This is a genomic window from Corynebacterium qintianiae (assembly GCF_011038645.2).
In the GTDB taxonomy this organism is placed as follows: Bacteria; Actinomycetota; Actinomycetes; order Mycobacteriales; family Mycobacteriaceae; genus Corynebacterium; species Corynebacterium qintianiae.
Map to the genome: position 1 here is coordinate 922,485 of NZ_CP064955.1, position 21,333 is coordinate 943,817.

A 21,333-nucleotide genomic window follows, 5' to 3' on the forward strand; every position below is an offset into this window, starting at 1 on the left:
AGCGATGCCACCTGTGGCATAATTTGAAACATCCGTCTCACATACTAAGAAAGGTACGTGGTTCATCCATGGCAATCGAAGTCTTCTACGACAAGGACGCTGACCTCTCCATCATCCAGGGCAAGAAGGTCGCCGTGATCGGTTACGGCTCCCAGGGTCACGCACACGCCCAGAACCTCCGCGAATCCGGTGTCGAGGTCGTCATCGGTCTGCGTGAGGGCTCCAAGTCCGCCGAGAAGGCAAAGGAGGCCGGCTTCGAGGTCAAGTCCAACGCCGACGCGGCGGCGTGGGCGGACGTGATCATGCTTCTGGCTCCGGACACCTCTCAGGCGGAGATTTTCAAGAACGACATCGAGCCGAACTTGAACGACGGGGACGCACTGTTCTTCGGCCATGGCCTGAACATCCACTTCAAGCTCATCGAGCCGGCTGACAACATCACCGTCGCCATGGTCGCACCGAAGGGCCCGGGTCACCTGGTTCGCCGCACCTTCGCCGACGGCAAGGGCGTGCCCGCGCTCATCGCCGTTGAGCAGGACCCGGCCGGAAACGGTCAGGAACTCGCGCTCTCTTACGCAGCCGCCATCGGTGGTGCCCGAGCGGGTGTCATCCCCACCACCTTCGAGGCCGAAACCGTCACGGATCTCTTCGGCGAGCAGGCTGTCCTGTGCGGCGGCCTCGAGGAGCTGATCATGAACGGCTTCGATGTCCTGACCGAGGCCGGGTACGAGCCGGAGATGGCGTACTTCGAGTGCCTGCATGAGATCAAGCTCATCGTCGATCTCATCTACGAGGGCGGAATCGCCAACATGAACTACTCTGTGTCCGACACCGCGGAGTTCGGCGGCTACCTCTCCGGCCCGCGCGTCGTTGACGAGGGCTCCAAGGAGCGCATGCGCGATGTCCTGAAGGACATTCAGTCCGGCGAATTCACCCGCCGCTTGGTGGCCAACGTTGAAAACGGCAATACCGAGCTCGAGGGCCTCCGCGACAGGATCGCACAGCACCCGATTGAGAAGACCGGTGCCGAGTTGCGTGACATGATGAGCTGGGTCAAGAACCCACTCACCGAGACCGCGTAAACTACCAGCATAAACAGGATTACGGCACCGCTTTCAGGTGCCGCGATCCCGCAAAAATCCCGCAACCGATCGCGCTGGAGATCGCATCCCGCATCTCACGACCATCCCGGTCAAGGATGTGGGTGTACACATCCAGCGTCATCGACGCGCTACTGTGCCCCATCACGGCACTAACTTCATGAATCGGCCGACCCGCCGTAATCAACGAAGACGCGAAGAAATGCCGCAGGGAATGGAAATGCACCCGCTCCACCCCCGCGAACTTCGCCGCACGCGAGACATACACCGACAACCGAGATGACCTCAAGGCTTGTTCCCGGGCCCCACAGAACACCCAATCTGTGGGGCCCTTCCCATCCATCTGGGCCCGCAACACGACCTCCAACTGAGGAGCAATAGGAATATCGCGCCGGGAGGCCCTGGACTTCAACGGCCCCCGGTTACGGGTGCGGACATCCAACTGCTGGCTCACCCGGATGACTCCCTCATCGAGGTCGATGTCGCTGACGATGAGATCGCAGAGCTCATTGATGCGCATCCCGGTCATCGTGGCGGTGAGCATCATGTCCGCCACCACTGGTGCCGGCTTGGTTGTCGAGACTTGTGGGCCTGTGCCCTTCTTCTTGGTGTCGAGGTATTCCACCCCGCCGTCCCGGACGTAACCGGCGACGGTTAGGATGTCCTCCATGGTGGGGATGTCCTCCCGGCGGACAGCATCACTGTCATCGAGTTTGGGGATCACGACAGGGGAGCGCAGCACGATGCCTTGCTCGATGGCCCATCGGTAGGCAGAGCGTAGCCGGCGGAGTTGATCCCGCGCGGTGCCGGGGGAGAGCCCCGTATCGTTTTTGTCCAACCACTTCCGGCACGTGATCAACGATTGATACCACTGCGCTACGTCCTTCGGTGTGAGCTTGGCGGCGGGGTAGTCAGCGATCGGGGTGAGTTGTAGGCGCAGGGTGTTGTCGTAGAGGTCGAGGGTGGATTGCCGGCGTTACCCACCCTTCGAAGATCTCCCGGACGGTGATGTTGTCATACCCCGGGTCCACCCAGGTGCCGCGGTTGATGGCCTGGAGCTGTTTAGCGTCGTAGTCCTTCGCCGCTTTTTCGGTGTCGAAGGTTCGGGAGTGAAGTGCCCCGGGTTTTGTTCCTAGGCATTTGCCTTGATTTCCATTCTCTCGTGATTTGGGTTGCCAGTCCAAAACTCTTCTTCTACTTCTGCCGGCGTGCGGTAGCCGAGACTTTGGTGAAGCCTTGATTCGTTCCACCACGTGACCCACTCGAAGGTCGCGATTTCTACGTCGACCACATCGTTCCAAGTGCGGGTATGAATGAGTTCATTTTTGTAGGAACCGTTGACATTTTCGGCTAAGGCATTGTCGTAGGAGTCACCGACCGTCCCAGTAGAGGCCGTGATTCCGTGCTCGGCTAGACGCTCGTTGTAGACAATGCTGACGTATTGCGATCCGTGATCTGCATGGTGAACAAGGCCCGCTGTGTCCTTGGCACACACAATGGCTTGATTTAAGCGCCTGCAGCGGCAACGCCTCGGTACGCATCGAATCGGACAACGCCCACCCGACGATCCGACGGGGCCCGAACCCCGGAAAGTGGACACGGGGATTTAATCAAGATGCGATAGTAAGTGTAGCTGATCCGGTGGCCTCGAAGGCGTTCGGCGAGCGGTAACCACACCACGAGTGCAACCGTTGGGTGTTGTACCGGATGCACCACTGGAACACGTCCCGGCGACACACGAGCTGGCTGGCGAAAACAGGCTCGTCCTGAAGGACTTCCCGTTTCAGTGTGGCGTTGAACGACTCCGCCAACGAGTTGTCCGCGCTCGTCCCGATCGTACCCATCGACTGGGTGACACCGAACCGCTCACATAACCTCCGGTACTGCTCAGAGGTATAGACACTGCCGTGATCCGAGTGAAAAATCGCCCCGTCAAGGCTACCTCGGACCCCGTGAGCCATCGTGAGGGCTTCTTCGACCAACTCGGTGCGCATGTGGTCGGCGATCGCGAAACCGGTCAACTGCCGCGAATAGCAGTCGATGACCGTGGCCAGGTACATATTCGACCCGTCCGCGATCGGCAGGTACGTGATATCGCCGACGTAGACCTTGTTCGGTTTCTCCGCGGTGAACCGGCGTTTCAGAAGGTCAGGGAATTTAGGCGCACGTTTCGCGGACACGGTGGTCTTCACCCGGCGTTTCCTGGTGTAGCCGAAAAGGCCCATCTGCCGCATCAACCTGGCAGTGTGCTTGTGATTGAGACGGTCACTATTGCCCCGGTCGTTGGCGGGATCGGCGTTGATGGCCGCAGTCACACGTTTCGCCCCGTAACAGCCGTTCTCGGCCGTGAACACGGCCTTGATCCTCGCTCCCAGCGCCGCGTCAGCGACGAGGCGTCGCCGGCGGGCAGGAGCAGCAGATTTCCATTTGTAATACGAGGACCGGTTGACCTTCAGGACCTCACATAACCGCTTGACCTCGTAGAAGTCTCGGTGGTCATCAACGAACTGAAAGCGGTTCACCAGTTCGTCTCTTTAAGCGAAATATTTGGCCGCCTTGCGCAGGATCTCTCGTTCCTCCCGGAGCTTGACGTTCTCGCGTTCCAACACGCGGATCCGCTCGGCATCGGAGAGTCCTTCAGCCGGGGAGCGTTCGCTGTTGGCTGCGGCGATCGGGCTGGCGACTTTTTCACCGTTGGCGTTGGTTTTGGTGCCGGTGCCGAAGGCGTCGAGCCAGGTGCGCAGGGAGTTGCGGTTGACCCCGAGATCGGAGGCGATCGCGTTGATCGTGGCTCCGGGGGTCGACTCGTACAACGACACTTCCGTCACGCTTGAACTGCTCGGTGTAGGTCTTGCGTGGCATGGTGGAAAGGTACCTTACTTTCCCAGCGAGATGCTGGTTTCAGCGTGTCCACCACCAAGGGGTCAGGTCCCCCCACTTCACGCAGCCTGCTCCACGCTTCGTGGGAGTCGCGGTAGGGGAGGAAGCAGGATCGGGGTAGGGGGTTGTCATGGCGCCTCTATGCCTTGCAGTCCAGCTCGGCATAGCGGCTCTGCGACGAAAACGAACGACCCCGCAACAAAGCCGAGTCGCGCAAAGTTGGTTGGCATGCCCGTCGATGAACCCGTGGCCCCTAAACGACTACTTTGGGGGCATGATTGAAAAGAAGCTGACCACTCTTATTTTCGGAAACCTCGTACTGGAGTCGACACTAACAGCGTGTTACGTACGGGTGTATGCAGATGATAAACGGTCCTTTTCTATGAGCGCAAACCCTCCAGTTGAATTGAAAGTGCCTCTTGATGAATTGAAAAAGAATGCTTCAAGAGAGCAAAAAGAAGCAATCGCCTCTCGCATTTTCGATGAGACTAGACATCTTTTAGATGCAGACTATCCGGGCGGATCTGATGCTGCATCTAGGGAACTACTCGATTGGTTATGTGCACCTTAACCCACATCGCAGGGAAGGTGAATTTCATCGGATAGACCGACTCCTCGATGGTCTCCAGCGTTGATTGTCGCACTTATGCGGTAGTCGTGGCCGATAAGTAGAAGGTGATCTAAATACTCGTAAGCTAACACTCGTGTGAAGCTAGTGAGGCTGTTTTCGGACGTGCTACCCCTAAGAATGCCCCCATCACCTCACGGTGATAGGGGCCGTTCTTATTTCTAAACTTTATTCTGCTATGACTGCTGGAAAATTGATGCTGCAGCCATCGCGATCTTCCTTGCTAGCGTGTGACTGGGCTGGGGAAGGGAAAATATAACTCCAGATATCCCATGCGAACTTATTCTCCTCGGGGAGAAGAGTACGATAATGCTGAAAATTCTAGGCTCTCAGTATGGATAAACTGGTCATAATTGAAATCGAGTGCTGATACAACCTCGGAATGAATCGAAGCGACTTCTGTATTAAGTTCACTCTGAAGATACTGATCGTAGACATGGTCGGCATAATGCTCCCATAGTGCATATTTCGTTCCCAGGGAGACGTCCGAGCCGATGTTGGAACAGATTAACTCGGCTGTCTTCTCAAAAGAGAGATCTTGGCATTGGGTTTGCTTAGGGTCGAGGCCGTGAATTTTGCCCGTAGACCAAGTCCATTCTACCTCAATGAAGTCCTCAGAAGATAGAAGTTCTGCAGGAAGAAGATAGTACAGTGTTAACTCTCGACCTGGTTGATTCCATTCCTGGCATCCAATTCTAATATCGGTTAGATAATCAAGAGCTTCTGCTATGTGGCTACTCTTGAAGTATCTATCCCTTAACTTCGTAGAAAATTTTTGCATTACGAGATTAACTTCGTCAGGGAGCGCCGCTCGGGAATATGCCCGTCCGATTCTACTACTAAGAACTGAAGCTTCTTTACCACTTGCGTAATCGACGGTTTCCCCTACTATCGGGCAACCCACAAGAACATCCCGGGGCACAGAGTGGACTTCCTCGAGATTGGCGGCACGGTTAGGGGAGGGGCCAACTGGAACAAAGAGAGGTTTGCGACCTTTTTTGATATTACTTTGATCGCCCTTGCCAATTTCAATTACTGGTGCAACAGAGACAAATTCCCTATTTTTATTACGCACATCACAGGTCTGGCTGACGACTGCAATATCCCCGTCTGGAATACTGCAGTTGAAACCCGCTGTACTTGGTTGCTCAAGGATGTCACCCTGCTTAAGATTCGCAAGGGCAGGCTCGACTACTTTCTCGCTCATAATGTTAGCCGAGTCTCTCCATTACCGGCAGGGTATGCTGCAGCTGATACCCTTGACGACCCTCGGCTATGAACTGCTCGACCAAGCTTTTCCCACCCGTTGAAGAGAGTAGGAGAGTGCGGCGCTGTTCTGGCGAGTTAACCCCTAAAGAAGAAACTAGAGCATGGAAGGCACGTATGCGCTGCGCGTTACTCACGGATATTGAGCTGCCGTTAGCCCAGTTATGGATCGAACGGCGACTCACGTTGAATACATGTCCTAGTTCCTTGGCAGTTAGTCCGGAAATGTTCTGAAGACTTTTAACAAGAAATGCAGGACTTACCTCAGGCTTCTTGGCTGTTTTAGGGGTTGATGTTGCCGTCTGCTGTTTCAAACCTAGTCCTGACCAATAACGGGTAAATGCTGAATCAGGATAGAGGCTTTTCGTTTGGGCGGGGGCGTGCGCCGTTGGTAGCCACATGGCCGCAGTTGTTATCAGTGCAACACCGAAACCGGTAGTGGTAGACGAAAGTGCCTTAGTTTTAACCTTCATGGTCTCCTCCGAACGCGGTTTCCCCTGCTTCCAAGAGAACATATTTGAAGAAATCGTAACAAGTGTCTGAAAGTGTACCTACGGTCTCCATCACAAAATTGGGTGAGAAGCGTTGATTAGTCACTTGAAATGCATCTAGATCAAGCGCCCAAGCCCGTTTATCTAAAGGGGCTAGAGCTTGGTCGGGGGTTTGACCAGGGGCCATTAATCCGGAGCGGACATTCAGAGCTATACCGTCGAGTTCGTATAGAGCCTGGGATAAAGATCCATGAAGTGTGATCCCTTCAGGAACATCAAGAAATTGGTACCCTAACGCTTCGCTTTTAAAGTGCTGGTTGAGATTGGTAATCTTATTTGCATCTTCTACTCGGTTGACGTAACGCACGCCCACTCGAGAGATCACTTCGATGCCCAAGCATTTGTGAACTGCAAGAAGAATTGGTTCTAATCTGTCAAGGACATCCTGGAACTTATAGTCAGGATAAGCGCCACAGGACAAGCTAATAAACTTTTGATTTAGATGAACAGTCCACACATTGTCGGCACTACTGTATTGATAAGAAACCCCGCCCTGGACTTGCTCTATTCCTTCCGGGGAAATTTTAAACTCAGCCTCAGAGGCTGTGCTGGCGAGAGGGAATCCTTTCAGTTCCGAGCTGAAGGAGTTAATAGCTGCCTCGAAAGAAGAATTCAAATGAGTATGCTCAGGCCATTGAATTTGAGCAATGACCAGCTGGAGTGGAGCGGCATCGAGTCGCACCTTCCGGTTGGTGTCGCCAGTGAAGGGTCGATATTTTTTGCGGATTTCCATACTTCACACCTTACTTCACACCTTCAGATGATTTCAGGTAACCCTCCGTTTCGCAATGATTCTTAGGGGAAATCCTGGGTACGCACCCCATGAGTTACCAATCCGAGCTTGTCGGCCTCTCAAATACATTGAATGGTATATCCGTGAGTGGCGAGCGAGGGTTCATTCGTTATCGTTGCCTAGAAAGATCGTGTTTAGTTGGACTGCGAAAGGGGCTGAATGGTTCCCCGTTCCATCCCGCAAATATCCCGCAGCAGCTGGCCAACAGCCTGATTCAGGTGATTCTGGCACATCATGTGACCATCTCTGACCGGCGTAAACACACCCTCCAGGGGCTACACTCTCATGAGCTGGGTGAAGAACCCCCTCACCGATACCGCTCAGTAAAAACCTGCAACGTCTCTGAAGGCCCCGCTCCTCTACAGGGGAGCGGGGCCTTCTTCTCTGCCCCGGTCTTGCCGCAGTGCGGGGGAGGGCATATGAAAAACCCCGCTTCCAGCGCGGAAGCGGGGAGATGTGCCAGCGGGCGCGGAGCCCGCCTCACATATTAATTGGTGGCGACAGCGCTCTCTGCGGCGTTGCCGGCGCTCTCTGCCGCGTTGCCAGCACCGTTAGCGGCGCTCTCTGCCGCGTTGCCAGCACCGTTAGCGGCGCTCTCTGCCGCGTTGCCAGCGGTGGTGTTGTCGGCAGCCTCGGTCTCGGTGACGTTCTCGGTCTCGGTCGCAACCACGGAGGTGGAGGTCTCGCCGGTGGTGGCAGCCTCGTCGTCGTTGTTGAACAGGGACCACAGCAGCCAGCCGAGGAGCAGCAGGGCCAAGAGGCCGAGCAGCCACTTCCACCAGCCGCTACCCTCGTTCTCTGCAACGGCGGTGGAGCCAGCGGTGTCGCGGGTGGTGCGCTCGGTGGTGACCTTCTCAACGCGGGTCGTATCCGCGTCGCCCACGCGGCGGGTAACTTCCTCGTTGTTGAGGTTGCGGGGGTCCTTCGGATCCGGGGTGAGGTTGTTGTTCGTCATAGCGAGGTCCTTTCGTCTAACGGTCTAATGTGTCGGCGCTGGGCGCCAGCTAAAGCGATCCTGCCGGTTTGCCGTTTGGGGTTCCACCCGGCACCGAACTGGTCGCTTGAATAGGTTAACAACAATCGAAGTTTCCATGCGTTCACGTTTGTGTAACGGAATGGCAACTTCCGACGTTTGCCCAATTCAGAAGCGTTTCGGTCGGCTCACTCGCATTGTCAATAGGTTGCCGATAATGCGGTTAAGCGTTTAGGGTGGGTCACATGAGCCACAGCCACGGTCATTCGCACGGCGGTGCACCCCTTATCACGCTCCTCACTTCCCTCGTAATCACCGTGACGGTGTTTCTCGTCGAATTAGTGGGAAGTTTCCTGTCCGGATCCGTAGCGCTTGCGGCTGACGCTATGCACATGCTCTCCGATTCGGCTGGTTTAATCGTCGCCGTGATCGGTGTCCTAATCGGGCGGCGCGCGGCCACTAGAACTGCCACCTTCGGCTATGCCAGGGCGGAGGTGTTCGCGGCGCTGCTCAACGCTGCCGCCGTACTCGTTGTCACCGGATGGATTGTGTTCGAAGCCGTGTCCAGGTTGCAAGAGCCCGCCCAGATTGAGACGGACACAATGATGGCTGTGGCGCTTACCGGTTTGGTGGCTAACGCGGTCTCAGCCTTCATCCTCAACCGGCAGAGAGGCGCATCGATCACCGTAGAGGGTGCGTTCCTCCACGTGATCGTGGACCTGTTCGCCTCCGTGGCGGTGCTCGTCGCCGGGGCGGTCATCGTGCTCACCGGGTTTCACGCCGCCGATGTCGTAGCCTCGCTCATCATCGCGTCGGTGGTTGTGCCGCGTGCATGGCAGCTGGCCCGCCAATCGGTGCGGGTGCTCTTGGAGCAGGCGCCCCGCGGTTTCGACGCGGACGCCGTTGCAGCTGCGCTCCGCGGCATCGACGGCGTGGCCGATGTGCACGATGCCCACGTCTGGTCGCTCGACGGAACATTCGTCGTAGCTACCGCCCATCTCGTCAGCGACGGCTCCGTGAAGAATGGCCCGCTTCTTGACGCGGCCCAGCAACGCCTCACCGACCTCGGTGTCGACCACCCGACCGTCCAAATCGAACGCCCGGAGCATGCCGAACACGAGCATGTGTGCTGAGATTACTCGGCCGGAAGGTTGGCGTCGTTTGTCTTAGAGTGTGGGCATGAGCTTCACCACGCCGAGCTACTCGTTGACCGACCTCTTCGCACGCGCTCACCGCGGTGAGCTCCAACTCCCCGATTTCCAGCGCGAATACATCTGGGACGTCGACCGCGTCCGCACGCTGGTGACCTCCGTGCTGCGCGGCTACCCGATTGGTTCGTTGCTGGCGCTGGACACGCGCAACGCACCGGTGCGCTTCAAATCGCGCCCGCTCGCTGGGGCGCCAGAAACCCAGGAGGACCCTGGCCTGCTGCTTCTCGACGGCCAGCAGCGCCTGACCTCCCTGTACCATGCGCTGCGCGGCGGCGGGGTTGTGCCGACGGTGGATTTCCTCGGAAACCGCATCGAGCGGCGCTTCTTCGTTGATATCAGGCGCGCCGCCAGCGCGGATCCGATGCCCGTCGAGTCAGTCTTCGCGGTGGATGTCGACGGCCGCGTCCGGTCGCACTTCGGCCCCAATCTCACCGAGGGTATTCGGACAAGGGACGACATGCTCATCCACGGTGTGATTCCAGTGTCCGATCTTCTCGGGGCAGAGGGCAATGCGCTCCTCTTCGACCTCGCCGCCTCGACCGGGGACCCAGCCTTGCGGGAGGCCGCCACCATTTTCCAGGTTCGCGTGATGAACCAGTTGCCGGCGTACGACGTCCCGGTGGTGCGTATCGACCGCGGCACCTCGCTCATCGGGATCGGCCAGATCTTCGCCCACGCCAATTCCGCGGGTGTCCAGATGGACGTTTTTGAGCTGCTCACGGCGCTGTTCGCCCTCCAAGAACCGGGTTTTGTGTTGGCAGAGCATTGGGCGGGCGTCGACAAGCAGCTGCGCGAACACCCCGCACTGGACAACATTGGGCGGATCGAGTTTCTACGTGCGATGTCGTTGCTCGTCACCGGTCGCCGCGGCCCCGCCCGTGGGCACCGCGGCGACATTCTCAGCCTCACGCTCGTGGAGTACCTCGGCCACGCCGACGAGATGGCGGCCGGGTTCGCCGCCGCGGCGGAATTTCTCGCCGAGCGCCGCATGCTGGACACTAGCCAGGTCCCGTATACCGCGCAGGTAATACCGCTGGCGGTCGTGCTCGCGCGTCTGGCCGAAAGACCCGGAGTCCTAGAAGGCGACCAGGCTCGCGACCGCCTGAACCGCTGGTTCTGGTCCGGCGTGTTCGGGGAGCTCTACGGGGCGCACTCACCCATGATCCGCGCGGGCGCCGATGTCGACGAAGTTACGCCGTGGGTGGCGGGGGAGACCGAGATGGTTCCGCGCACCGTGGAAGATGCCCGTTGCACACGGGCGCGTATTGCCGCGGCCGGCCCGGACTCCGGCGTATTCCGCGCCCTGTTCGCGCTGCTCATGGCCAGAGGCGCGCGTGACTGGCGCACAGGGGCGCAGTTCAACCGCGAGACCATGGGTGAACTGCAGCCAGTGTTCGAGCAAGTTTTCCCGGCAGCGGTGTGCGCAGCCCGCGGCGTCGATAAGGCTCTCGCGGAGTCGGCGGTGAACCGCACGCCGATGGGGATTCGCACCCGCATCCTCATCGAGAACAACGTACCGAAGCGCTACATTCCACGGCTGCAGTCCAAGAGCCTCATGGAGGATTCCGAGTTCGACGCAATGCTGACCGCCCACGAGATTGACGTGGCGCACCTGCTGGCCTCAGACATCGGCACGTTTATGGGTGAGCGCCTGCACCGCCTGTCGGCGCTCGTCGAGCACGCCATGGGCAAGCAGGTTGACGCTAGCTGACACAATGGTCGGTATGAGGCGCACCCAGCTCTGCACTGCAGCGACGTTCGTGGCGGCCGCGACCCTCGTGGCGCTCCTAACCGCGTGCGCACCCGAAGCCGGCGTGACTCCGCTCGATGGCGCCCGGGCGCAAAACCAGGCCCGCCACGTCTCCGAACGCTTTGAGTCTCACCCCGTCGTGGTCGACGACCCGTACGGGTTCGAAACTTCGCGGCTGTTTTTCACCGCCTCCGAAACCGTCGTCGTCGCCGACGCGACGGGGGAGGCGCTGTTGCGCGCGGCGTCGTTGGCAGTGACAGCCCACGCGCCCCTGCTGATGTACTCGCGTGACATCCACACGCAGGTGGTGGAGGAGATCCGCCGGCTCGGCGCGCACACTGTCTTAACCGTCGGCAACGTCAACCTCGCGCCGACCAGTGGGCACGTGACAGTACAACGGGACCCGGGCGGGCTCGAGGCGCTGCATAAGATGACGAGCCTGCAGTTCGAGATTCGCGACATCGACGAGCCCGCAGGCGCCGTAGCCGCGGTGGCGGATTTGGCGGGGGATTCGCCGACGTGGCTGCGCACCGCGGACTCACCGGCAACGATGCCGGGGGCTAGCGCCCGGCCTTTCCCACTGCAGTCGCGCCGCGATGCGGACATGGCGCCCCTGGTCGTCGCAACGCCCCGCAGCCCCATTCCGGCCGTGGCCAACGCCCGTAGTTTCGGCGCCAGCGTTGAAGTGGTCGGGGAGCCGGACCCGCGCAAGTCGGAAGAAACGCTGTACGCACTCGCGGGGCTTGACGACGCACCGCTCATCGCGCTCGGTACCCAGTTCGGGTCAGCCGAGGACCTCGCGCAGCGCATCATGCAGGCAGAAGAATATTATTAATGGCGCAGTGTTTCGCCCCGCCACGTCGGGGGTTACGATAACTAGCGTCATCCGCCTCCCAGATATAAACCCAGGAGATCAACCCCGTGTCCAAACCAGTCGTGCTCATCGCTGACAAGCTCGCCCCTTCCACCGTCGACGCACTCGGGAGCTCCGTGGAGGTGCGCTGGGTGGACGGTCCGAACCGCGCCGAGCTGCTGGCGGCCGTTCCTGAGGCCGATGCACTTCTCGTGCGTTCCGCCACCACCGTTGACCGCGAGGTTATCGAGGCCGCGCCGAACCTGAAGATCATCGGCCGCGCAGGCGTGGGTCTGGACAACGTCGACATTGATGCGGCCACCGAGCGCGGCGTCATGGTCGCCAACGCGCCGACCTCCAACATCCACTCCGCCTGCGAGCACGCAATCGCCCTGCTTTTGGCCACCGCGCGCCAGATTCCGGCAGCGGATAAAACCCTGCGTGACGACGAGTGGAAGCGCTCCGCGTTCAAGGGTGTCGAGGTCTTCGGAAAGACCGTGGGCATCGTCGGTTTCGGGCACATCGGCCAGCTGTTCGCCCAACGTCTGGCGGCTTTCGAGACCACGATTATCGCTTACGACCCATACGCCAACCCCGCCCGCGCCTCCCAGCTCGGTGTCGAGCTCGTCGAGCTCGAACAGCTCATGGCCTCCTCCGATTTTGTCACGATCCACCTGCCGAAAACGAAGGAGACTGCGGGGATGTTCAACGCGGATCTGCTCGCAAAGTCGAAAGAGGGCCAGATCATCATCAACGCGGCCCGTGGAGGGCTTGTCGACGAGCAGGCGCTGGCCGACGCCATCGTGGCCGGACGCATCCGTGGCGCTGGGTTCGACGTCTACGCCACCGAACCGTGCACCGACTCACCGTTGTTCGCCCTCGACCAGGTTGTTGTTACCCCCCACCTCGGTGCCTCCACCGTCGAAGCGCAGGACCGCGCGGGCACCGACGTGGCCGACTCCGTACTCAAGGCTCTACGCGGCGAGTTCGTCGCCGATGCCGTCAACATCACCGGCGGCCGCCTGGGCGAAGAAGTCGCCGCGTGGCTTGACCTCTCCCGCAAGCTTGGCCTGCTCGCAGGCAAGCTTATCGACGCCGCCCCGGTGTCCCTGCGCGTCACCGCCCGCGGTGAGTTGTCGACCGAGGACGTGGACACACTCGGCCTCTCCGCCGTGCGCGGTCTGTTCTCCGGCATTATCTCGGAGCCGGTCACGTTCGTCAACGCGCCGTCGATCGCCGAGTCCCGCGGGCTCGACTACGCGGTGGACACCCAGAGCGAGGCGCGCAGCCACCGCAGCGCCCTTGAGGTGCAGGTCGCGTCGGCTTCTGGCGAGGTAGCCACGGTAACCGGCGCGCTGACCGGCCTGGAGCGCGTGGAGAAAATCGTCAACATCAACGGCCGCGGCGTGGACATGCGCGCCGAGGGCCGCAACCTCTTTTTCCGCTACACCGACGCCCCGGGTGCGCTGGGCAAGGTCGGCAGCCAGCTCGGTGACGCCGGCATCAACATCGAGGCGGCAGCAATGACGCAAACGTCGAAAGCTGACGGAGCTGTGCTCATCCTGCGTGTGGAGCGCGAGGTGCCGGAGGATCTCGAAGCCTCCATTGCACGGTCCATCGACGCAAGCTCCATCCAGATCAACCTGGATTAGATCTTCGGTTCGTTCGAACCCGACACCTCCGACCCCGCGCAGCCGGCGTGGATCGGGGGTGTCAGTGTCTTTCTTTCGCATTTTTCGCTTTATGTCTGAAAAATATGAGACGATTCGTCTCACTGCACAAACGTCGGTATCTGAAAGGAACCCCATGAGCACAGTCGTGAATGGCCCAGGCAACCCCAGGGGTTCAGAGTTGAGTGAGCGGCCGGACTTCAACCGCCTCGAGATTTCGATGACGGGAAACGGATGCGAGCACGTTGTCGGTGTGAAGCCGGAGAAGGTGATCGGGCCAGTCGAGCGCGTGGTCATTGCCATCGCGGCCGTACTTGCCGCGCTCGGGTGGGGCGCGCTGGCGCTCAACCGCGACGAGGAGATCAGCTCGGTGTGGCTGGTGTTCGCCGCGATCGGCTCCTACATCATCGGTTACACGCTCTACGCCCGCTTGATCGAGTACAAGGTGGTCAAGCCGCGCAACAACCGCGCCACCCCGGCTGAATACATCGATGACGGCAAGGATTTCGTGCCCACTGACCGGCGCGTGCTATTCGGCCACCACTTCGCCGCCATCGCGGGCGCCGGCCCTCTCGTCGGCCCCGTTATGGCAGCCCAGATGGGATACCTGCCCGGCACCCTGTGGATCATCATCGGCGTGGTTTTCGCCGGTGCCGTCCAAGACTACCTGGTTCTGTGGGTCTCCACCCGCCGCCGCGGCCGCTCGCTCGGCCAGATGATCAACGACGAGATCGGTCGCGTGGGTGGTGCTGCGGGCATCTTCGCCACGATGGCCATCATGGTCATTATTATCGCGGTCCTGGCGTTGATCGTGGTCAATGCGCTCGCGGACTCCCCGTGGGGCGTGTTCTCGATCTCCATGACCATTCCGATCGCTCTGTTCATGGGTTGCTATTCCCGTTTCCTGCGCCCGGGCCGCGTTGCGGAGGTCTCCGCCATCGGCGTCACCCTCCTGCTGGCCGCGATCATCGGCGGCGGCTACGTGGCCGACACCGCGTGGGGCAGTGAGATGTTCACGTTGTCTAAAACGGTGCTGGCGTTCGCGCTGATCGTCTACGGCATCGTCGCCGCCATTCTTCCTGTGTGGCTGCTGCTCGCGCCCCGCGACTACCTGTCTACCTTCATGAAGATCGGCGTCGTGGCGCTGCTTGCCGTGGCCATCCTTGTCGACCGCCCGATGATCCAGATGCCTGCTATCACCCCTTTCGCCGTCGAGGGCGATGGGCCTGTGTTCGCGGGATCTCTCTTTCCGTTCCTCTTCATCACCATCGCCTGTGGCGCCCTGTCTGGCTTCCACGCCCTCATCTCCTCGGGCACCACGCCCAAGTTGATCGAGAAGGAATCCCACATGCGCGCCATCGGCTACGGTTCGATGCTGGTGGAGTCCTTCGTGGCCATTATGGCAATGATCACCGCCGTCATCCTCGACCGGCACTTGTATTTTGCCGTCAATTCCCCGGCGGCCGTCACGGGAGGAACGCCGGAAGGCGCGGCGGATTTCGTCGGCACGCTCAACTTGCCGGGGGACCCGGTGACTGCCCATCAGCTCGCGGACACCGCCGCCGCCATCGGTGAGGCCACTGTGGTCTCGCGTACGGGCGGTGCGCCAACGTTCGCACTCGGCATGTCCGAGATCATGACCAACGTGCTTGGCCACCCGGGTCTGCAGGCCTTCTGGTACCACTTCGCCATCATGTTTGAGGCACTGTTCATCCTCACCACGGTTGACGCGGGCACCCGCGTCGCGCGCTTCATGATGTCGGATGCCCTCGGGCATGTGCCCGGTCTGCGCCGTTTCAGGGATCAATCTTGGACACCGGGTTCGTGGATTTCCACGTTCGTGGTGTGCGGCCTGTGGGGAGCCATCCTCATCATGGGCGTGACCGACCCGCTGGGCGGCATCAACGTGCTGTTCCCGCTGTTCGGCATCGCCAACCAGCTTCTCGCCGCCATCGCGCTAACACTCGTGACGGTCATCCTGGTGAAACAGGGCCTCTACAAGTGGGTGTGGATCCCGGTGATCCCGCTCGTGTTTGACCTCGTAGTCACGCTCACCGCGAGCTGGCAGAAGATCTTCCACTCAAACCCGGCCATCGGTTACTTCGCGCAGAACGCCCGCTTCCGCGACGCGAAGGCGCAGGGTATCACCGAGTTCGGTAGCGTAAAGTCCGCCGAGGCGATCGACGCGGTGATCCGCAACACCTACATCCAGGGCGTTTTGTCAATCCTCTTCGCTTCGCTGGTGATCATCGTGGCCGTCACAGCGCTCGGCGCCATCGCCAACGCGGTGCACGCGCGTGCCGACGGCCACCCAGTGCACACCTCCGAAGAAACCGGCCACCCGTCCACGCGGTTCATTCCCCGCGGCATGTCCGCCAGTGCGGAGGAGAAGCGGGTCGCAGACGATCTCGGACTGACGTTTGCTGAGAGCGGGAGGACGCATTAAATGGTGGTGAAAGTGCTTTCCGGAGTTTCCTGGTACATCAAGGAACTCATGGGCGACAACGATTACAAGAAGTACTGCGCGCACTTCGCGGCGCATCACCCCGGAACGGAGCCGCCGACCGAGAAAGAGTATTGGAAGCAGCGGTGGGCTCGGCAGTCCGCGAACCCTGGCAGCCGGTGCTGTTAGTGCTGCTAGGCTGATGCGGAAAGTCCACTCAGTGAGAAAGGTATTCCAAGGATGAAGATTGCAGTGATCGCCGGCGACGGCATCGGCACGGAAGTGATGGCGGAGGGCCTGAAGGTACTTCACACGGTGCGTGATGATGTCGAGACCACCGAGTACGACCTCGGTGCACGGCGGTACCTGCGAAACGGGGAGCTTCTCACCGACGCGGATCTGGACAGCCTGCGCGGGCACGACGCCATCCTCCTCGGTGCGATCGGTGACCCCGCGCGCGTCCCCGCGGGCGTGCTGGAGCGCGGCCTGCTCCTGCCGCTGCGCTTTAAGCTGGACCACTTTGTCAACCTCCGCCCGTCGCGTCTCTACCCGACGGCTGTGAGCCCGCTGGCCAACCCGGGCGACATCGATTTCGTGGTCGTGCGCGAGGGCACGGAGAGCCTCTACGCGGGCAATGGCGGCGTACTTCGCGCTGGCACGCCCCACGAGGTGGCGTGCGAGGTGTCGCAGAACACCCGGTTCGGCGTCGAGCGTGTCGTCCGCCATGCTTTCGAGCTCGCGATGGAGCGCCGCAAGCACGTCACCCTCGTGCACAAGACCAACGTTCTGGTCAACGCCGGCGGCCTCTGGCAAAAGACCGTCGACGCCGTGTCCGCCGAGTACCCCGAGGTCACCGTGGATTACAACCACATCGACGCCACCACCATCTACATGGTCACGGACCCGCAGCGCTATGACGTGATCGTCACCGACAACCTGTTCGGTGACATCATCACTGACCTGGCGGGTGCCGTCACCGGCGGAGTCGGCCAGGCCTGCTCGGGCAACATCGACGCCTCGCGCACCAACCCGTCCATGTTCGAGCCGGTTCACGGCTCCGCCCCGGACATCGCAGGCCAGGGTATCGCCGATCCGACCGCCATGATCCTTTCCGTTGCCATGATGCTGCGCTGGCTGGGCGACGCCCCGACCGCTGACCGCATCGAGTCCGCGGTAGCGAGGGACGTCGCTGCGCGCAAGGCCGGTCCCGTGGTCACGGCGGAGGTTGGTGACCGCATTGCGGGTGCCCTCGCGTAGGGTATTGCGCGTACCCGTCCCGGATTAAAGAAGGCCTTATATGAGCACCTCCTCCGTTCGTTCGCGCGCCACTTTCGCCCTGGCGATCTCCACCGCACTCGTTCTGAGCGCGTGCGGGCAGAGCGGCACCTCGCTCGGCGGGGCGCCTGCGGAGCCTGAGCGGCTTGAGACGAACGGGCCCGAGGTGCTTGCCGACGGGGACGGAACCGGCATCGAGGTCTCCCGGCGCCTGTTCGAGCAGTCCGACGCGGTCGTGGTGGCGTCGGCAAGTCGCCCGGACCAGCTGAAGGGAGCGGCGGTGGCTGCCTCGCTCGGCGCCCCCATGCTCGTGCGCGTGCCAGGATCAGACGAGGCCGTCGCCGCGGAGATCGAGCGGCTCGGGGCCGAGCGCGTCATCGACGTTCCGGGTCAGGACGAGGCCCTCGCCGCGACCGAACCGGTCGCTTCTGACGCGCCGGAGAAGGATGTCGAGGCGGTCGCGCAGCTCGCGCCCGCCGAGCCCGTCGACCTGATCCTGCCGCCGATGCTGGCCACCCCGGAGACCTCGCTGGCTGCCGTCGCCACCGCGCGCTCCGCCGGCGCCGATGTCACGGTAATCGGGTTGCCGGACCCGCGCCTGACCTCGGAGTCTATGAGCACCGTCACCGGGCAGGACACCCTCGCGCTCGGCCAGCAGTGGGGCACCACGGAGGACTACGCGCGCCACGTCGAGCTCGCCGGCAACGGTGAGCTGCCCGGTGGCGGCGGGTTGGTCTTCCCGGGCCGCCGCATGATCGCTCTCTACGGCCATTCATTCGCACCCGAGTTGGGCGTCATGGGCGAGCAGGACCCGGCCGCCGCAGCGGCGCTGGCCGCGGATTACGCGAAGCAATACCAGCCGATGGAGGAACAGCCAGTCATTCCGGCGTTCGAGATCATCGTCACCGTCGCCTCGGAGTTCCCGGGTGAGGACGGCGACTACTCCAACGAGGCGCCGATTGACACGATCGTTCCCTGGATCGACGCCATCACCGACGCCGGGGGATACGCCGTGCTGGACCTGCAGCCCGGCCAGGGCGATTTTCTACACCAGGCGAAGCTCTACGAAGAGCTGCTCAAGCGCCCCAACGTCGGCCTTGCTCTCGACGCTGAGTGGAAGCTCAACCCGGGCGAGCAGCCGTTGTCGCGCGTCGGCTCTGCGAGCGCCGAGGAGATTAACGTCGTTGCCGACTGGCTCGCCGAGCTGACCCGCGAGAACAACCTGCCGCAGAAGGCGTTCGTGCTGCACCAGTTCCAGGTGGCCATGTTCCCGGACCGGGAGAACATTCAGACGGCGCACCCCGAGTTGGCGTACGTGCTGCACGCCGACGGCCACGGCAGCCCGGAGCAGAAGTTCGAGACGTGGAACGTGCTGCGTCAGGGCCTCGACCCGAACTTCTTCATGGCGTGGAAGAACTTCATCGACGAGGACCAGCCGATGTTCACCCCCGAGCAGACCTACACGGAGGTCGAACCGCGCCCGTGGTTTGTCAGCTACCAGTAAAGTGGGTGCATGACTGTCGAACTCGACGAGGTCCGCGCCTTCCTCGCCGACCACGAGCCCTTTAGCCACCTCCCCGAGGAGACATTGAACGGGCTCCCGCAGCGGATGGGCATCACGTACGTCCGCCGCGGTGAGACCGTGATCAACTACGGGGATGTCAACGACACGCTCTACATCATCCGCTCCGGTGCCGTCGATGTCATCGGCCCTGACAACATGTTGCTTGACCGCCGCGATGCGGGCCGCAATTTCGGCTACTCCACGCTTGTCGACGACCCCCGCTCCCGCTATTTGATGTCCGCGGTGGAGGACAGCGTGCTCTACATGCTGCCCCGCGGTGCGTTCCGGGAGCTCGTTGACGCGCACCCCGAGACCTTGCGCTACTTCGACACTGCCTCGCGACGCGTCAAGGCTGCCGCCGACGAGCTGAGAAAGGACGCCGGGGACTCCGGGGTTCTGCGCATTCCCGTTGGTGAGCTGGTCAGGGAGGCCAACCTGGTCACCATTGACGCGGGTGCTTCGATCGCCGAGGGCGCGCGATTGATGGATACCCACCGCATTTCCAGCCTCGTTGTCACCGGCGGCGGTGAGGTCGGCATACTCACGGACCGTGATTTCCGCTCCCGGGTCGTTGCGGCGGGCGTCGATACGCGAAAACCGCTGGGGGAGGTGATGACGTCGCCCGCGCGGACCATCGCGCAGGACGCGCTCGTGTTCGAGGCGATGCTGGTGATGGGCGAGCTCGGTATCCACCACCTGCCGGTGACGGGCCCGGACGGGATCGTTGGGGTCGCCACCAGCAGCGACATCATGCGCCAGCTCCAGGCGGACCCAATCTACCTCGCCGCGGACGTGCAAAGGAGCGGCCGCGAGGACTTAGAGGGGGCTTTCGTACGAGCCGGCGAGGTCGCGGCGCGCTTCCTCGAACGCGGCGCCTCGGCGTTCGAGTCACAGCGTCTGCTCACCAGCGCCGCCGACGCTATCGCCCGCAGGCTCTACGCGCTGGCTGTTGATGAGCTCGGTGAGCCGCCCATCCCGTTCGCGTTCGTCGCTGTCGGTTCTCAGGCTCGCGGTGAGATGGGCCCGGCCTCGGACCAGGACAACGCCCTAGTACTGGATGATTCCTACGACGAGGCGGCGCACGGTGAGTACTTCGCGCGCCTGAGCGAATACATCTGCCACGGGCTCGCCGACGCGGGCCAGGCCCTCTGCCCTGGTGGGATCATGGCGATGACGCCGCAGTGGCGCATGACTGAGACTCAGTGGAACGAGACTTTTCACCGGTGGGTCACCGCGCCCGACCCGGACGCCCTGCTCAACGCGCAGGTGTTCTTCGACTTCCGCTGCATCTTCGCAACTGCGGGCGGGGAGGACATGGCGCAGCGGGTGCACGACAACGCGGTCGTCGCCGCTCGCGGTTCGAAACGCCTGCACACCCACCTCGCGGCGCTGGCTACGTGGCGCGAACCCCCGATCGGGTTCTTCCGCGGTTTCGTGGTCGAGCGCAGCGGCGAGTACGCCGACACCCTCGACGTGAAGAAGGGCGGCACCGCGGCGGTGGTGCAGATGGCGCGCCTCTACGCCATCACCGCGGGCCTGGGTGAGGTGGACACCCTCGCACGAATTACAACCGCTTCCGGCAAGACGGTCTCCGCCAAAGGTGCGCAAGACCTGCTTGGGGCGTACGAGTACCTGACCAACCTGGCGCTGAAGCAGCAGGCCAGACAAGTTCGCGCTGGTGAGCGTCCGAACTACCACATCGACCCGAAGGCGCTGCCGAGCCGCGACCGCGACGCCCTGCGCGACGCGTTCGGTGTGATCAAGAACCTGCAGTCGGCGCTGGCCAGCAAGTACCCGGTGAGGTCGGTCTAGGTGTTCGGCCGAGGGAAGAAGCGCGAGCTCGTCAGTGGCTCCCTGCTCGCGGTCGATGTCGAAACCACGGGTCTGAAACCGGGGCGTGACCAGCTCGTCTCTATCGGCTGGGTGCCGGTTGACGGCCGGGTGATCGACCTCTCCGGTGCGCGCTATTTCGTCTTCGCCGGAACATCGGTGGGAGATTCTGCGACGATCCACGGTGTGACGGACGATGACATCGCCGCCCACGGGGTTGCGGCCGATACGATTCTGGCTGAGTTCGAGACGGCTTTCGCGGGACGCACGCTCCTGGCGCACTTCGCACAAATGGAGGTCGGTTTTATCGGCCACGCCATGAAGCAGGTGCGCGGCCGGAGTTGGCGGTTGCGCGATACGGAAGTCGCTGACACGTTCGCGCTCGAACGGCGCCACATGGAGCGCATGGCCACCTACCCGCGCGGGGAGGACCTCCGCCTCGCGCGGGTGCGACAGCGCTACGGTCTGCCCGCCTACCGCAACCACAACGCGCTCACCGATGCGGTTGCATGCGCTGAGCTGTACCTAGCGCTGACCGCACCGTAG

The 21,333-nt window shown here is 61.6% G+C and carries 18 protein-coding genes and 1 pseudogene; 12 read left to right on the forward strand and 7 right to left on the reverse strand.

The window, feature by feature from the left end; genetic code table 11:
* Positions 1-68: 68 nt before the first annotated feature.
* Positions 69-1,082: a ketol-acid reductoisomerase gene (gene ilvC, locus G7Y29_RS04570; protein WP_165002185.1), complete on the forward strand. Its 1,014-nt coding sequence runs from the start codon at positions 69-71 to the stop codon at positions 1,080-1,082.
* A 19-nt stretch (positions 1,083-1,101) separates the two neighbouring features.
* Here the strand turns inward: ilvC and G7Y29_RS04575 are convergent, their stop codons facing one another.
* The 3 genes and pseudogenes from G7Y29_RS04575 to G7Y29_RS04585 form a co-directional block, all read right to left on the reverse strand.
* On the reverse strand, positions 1,102-1,938 hold the full coding sequence (locus tag G7Y29_RS04575) for a tyrosine-type recombinase/integrase (protein WP_165002186.1): 837 nt from the start codon (positions 1,936-1,938) through the stop codon (positions 1,102-1,104).
* Between the two features lie 294 nt (positions 1,939-2,232).
* On the reverse strand, positions 2,233-2,595 hold the full coding sequence (locus G7Y29_RS04580) for an integrase core domain-containing protein (protein WP_165002187.1): 363 nt from the start codon (positions 2,593-2,595) through the stop codon (positions 2,233-2,235).
* Positions 2,596-2,710: 115 nt separating this feature from the next.
* A pseudogene (locus tag G7Y29_RS04585) lies at positions 2,711-3,962 on the reverse strand (IS3 family transposase).
* A 292-nt stretch (positions 3,963-4,254) separates the two neighbouring features.
* Between G7Y29_RS04585 and G7Y29_RS04590 the strand changes: the two are divergent.
* A complete protein-coding gene (locus G7Y29_RS04590) occupies positions 4,255-4,551 on the forward strand; it encodes a hypothetical protein (protein ID WP_165004994.1) in 297 nt (98 codons plus the stop codon).
* A gap of 337 nt (positions 4,552-4,888) precedes the next feature.
* Here G7Y29_RS04590 and G7Y29_RS04595 read toward each other — a convergent pair whose 3' ends face one another.
* From G7Y29_RS04595 to G7Y29_RS04610, 4 genes are all read right to left on the reverse strand, one after another.
* Complete coding sequence (locus G7Y29_RS04595; RefSeq protein ID WP_165004996.1) at positions 4,889-5,815, reverse strand: hypothetical protein; 927 nt, start codon at positions 5,813-5,815, stop codon at positions 4,889-4,891.
* Positions 5,816-5,819: 4 nt separating this feature from the next.
* Entirely contained in the window at positions 5,820-6,347 is a 528-nt protein-coding gene (locus tag G7Y29_RS04600; RefSeq protein ID WP_165004998.1) for a hypothetical protein, read from the reverse strand.
* Positions 6,337-7,158: a TIGR04255 family protein gene (locus G7Y29_RS04605; protein WP_165005000.1), complete on the reverse strand. Its 822-nt coding sequence runs from the start codon at positions 7,156-7,158 to the stop codon at positions 6,337-6,339. Before G7Y29_RS04605 ends, G7Y29_RS04600 begins: the two co-directional genes overlap by 11 nt.
* Before the next feature lie 547 nt (positions 7,159-7,705).
* Entirely contained in the window at positions 7,706-8,173 is a 468-nt protein-coding gene (locus G7Y29_RS04610) for a hypothetical protein (protein WP_196820182.1), read from the reverse strand.
* Positions 8,174-8,436: 263 nt separating this feature from the next.
* Between G7Y29_RS04610 and G7Y29_RS04615 the strand changes: the two genes are divergently transcribed.
* The 10 genes from G7Y29_RS04615 (at position 8,437) to G7Y29_RS04660 (ending at position 21,333) form a co-directional block, all read left to right on the forward strand.
* A complete protein-coding gene (locus G7Y29_RS04615; protein WP_165005002.1) occupies positions 8,437-9,324 on the forward strand; it encodes a cation diffusion facilitator family transporter in 888 nt (295 codons plus the stop codon).
* Positions 9,325-9,370: 46 nt separating this feature from the next.
* On the forward strand, positions 9,371-11,113 hold the full coding sequence (locus tag G7Y29_RS04620; protein WP_165005003.1) for a DUF262 domain-containing protein: 1,743 nt from the start codon (positions 9,371-9,373) through the stop codon (positions 11,111-11,113).
* A 13-nt stretch (positions 11,114-11,126) separates the two neighbouring features.
* The gene (locus G7Y29_RS04625; RefSeq protein ID WP_249399813.1) at positions 11,127-11,987 is read left to right on the forward strand and encodes a hypothetical protein; all 861 of its coding nucleotides are present in this window, start codon (positions 11,127-11,129) and stop codon (positions 11,985-11,987) included.
* 86 nt (positions 11,988-12,073) lie between these two features.
* Entirely contained in the window at positions 12,074-13,657 is a 1,584-nt protein-coding gene (serA, locus tag G7Y29_RS04630; RefSeq protein WP_413228034.1) for a phosphoglycerate dehydrogenase, read from the forward strand.
* A 238-nt stretch (positions 13,658-13,895) separates the two neighbouring features.
* Entirely contained in the window at positions 13,896-16,121 is a 2,226-nt protein-coding gene (locus G7Y29_RS04635) for a carbon starvation CstA family protein (protein ID WP_165005040.1), read from the forward strand.
* Positions 16,122-16,307: a YbdD/YjiX family protein gene (locus G7Y29_RS04640; protein WP_165005005.1), complete on the forward strand. Its 186-nt coding sequence runs from the start codon at positions 16,122-16,124 to the stop codon at positions 16,305-16,307.
* Between the two features lie 51 nt (positions 16,308-16,358).
* Complete coding sequence (locus G7Y29_RS04645) at positions 16,359-17,375, forward strand: 3-isopropylmalate dehydrogenase (RefSeq protein WP_165005007.1); 1,017 nt, start codon at positions 16,359-16,361, stop codon at positions 17,373-17,375.
* Positions 17,376-17,415: 40 nt separating this feature from the next.
* A complete protein-coding gene (locus G7Y29_RS04650) occupies positions 17,416-18,897 on the forward strand; it encodes a cell wall-binding repeat-containing protein (protein ID WP_165005009.1) in 1,482 nt (493 codons plus the stop codon).
* Positions 18,898-18,906: 9 nt separating this feature from the next.
* Complete coding sequence (locus tag G7Y29_RS04655) at positions 18,907-20,769, forward strand: DUF294 nucleotidyltransferase-like domain-containing protein (RefSeq protein WP_165005010.1); 1,863 nt, start codon at positions 18,907-18,909, stop codon at positions 20,767-20,769.
* The gene (locus tag G7Y29_RS04660) at positions 20,770-21,333 is read left to right on the forward strand and encodes a 3'-5' exonuclease (RefSeq protein WP_165005012.1); all 564 of its coding nucleotides are present in this window, start codon (positions 20,770-20,772) and stop codon (positions 21,331-21,333) included.